General features: G+C 63.1%; 1 pseudogene. It reads left to right on the plus strand.

What is annotated here, in order from left to right:
• Nucleotides 1-19: 19 nt before the first annotated feature.
• Nucleotides 20-1,011 (plus strand): annotated as a pseudogene (locus BMW76_RS40080) (site-specific integrase); the annotation flags it as partial.

Raw genomic sequence — 1,011 nt, forward strand, 5'->3', positions numbered from 1 at the left:
CAGGGCGCTGGAACGGCGCGTGAGCGTCCTGGCCGATACGCGCATTCGCAAGCCTCGGGATAACCGGCTGGTTCGAGACACCAGGGCAAGCCGGCAAAGCCTGGCACAGTCGTTTGCTTTCGGGCACGCACTGATCGATGTCTGCGATGCATTGACTGTCGAGTCGATACGCGGTTCACTGCCAGTGCGAATTCCACTGCGTAACGGCAAGATCCTGGAAGAATGGTCGGTCCGGTCGCGGGCCGATGCCGGGCAGCCACGATATCCGCTCATCAATCTCCGGATCGAAGCAGAGCTGCTGCTGTTCATCGCCCAGACCGGCCTGAACAGGGCACAGGCCTACCCGGTCAGAATTGGCCAGTTCCACTACACGAGTCACCTGGACGGCTATCAGGTACGGCGATATAAGCACCGCAGGCAGGGCGAGGTCGAGTTCGAGATCTACCGGGAGTACCGTGCCCTGTTCGAGCGTTACCTGACGTGGCGATCCGCGATGTTTCCGGATGACCCGGATGGCTTGCTGTTTCCATTCGTGAGACATGGCCGCGCGGAAGACGCACCTCCGAGGTTCACCAGAGTGCGCGGGGTATGCCGCAAGCTCGGCATCACCTTCGTGCCACCCGGCACCCTGCGCAAGGTCAGGATCAACTGGCTGCTGCGTGAGCTGCAGGACCCTGCGCTGGCGGCAGAGATGGCACAGCACGCGCCCGGGACCTTGCTACGTGACTACCTTGAACCGCATCCGCAAGTCGCAATGCTGGAGATTTCGCGGTTTCACCGGCTGGCTGATCCGGACATCGCGATGCCTGGGCCGGGACGATGCGTTTCGCCAGTGCCTGCGGCACTGCCGGGCCTCCCACCCCAGGCGACACGGCCCGACTGCGCCAGTCCGGCGGGCTGCCTGTTTTGCGTTCACCATCGCGACGTCGATAGCGAGGACCACGTCTGGTCGCTTGCCAGTTTCCGTCATCTCAAGTCACTCGAACTGGCACGCGACCGTTCGTCGCCTCC

Source organism: Paraburkholderia diazotrophica (genome assembly GCF_900108945.1).
In the GTDB taxonomy this organism is placed as follows: Bacteria; Pseudomonadota; Gammaproteobacteria; order Burkholderiales; family Burkholderiaceae; genus Paraburkholderia; species Paraburkholderia diazotrophica.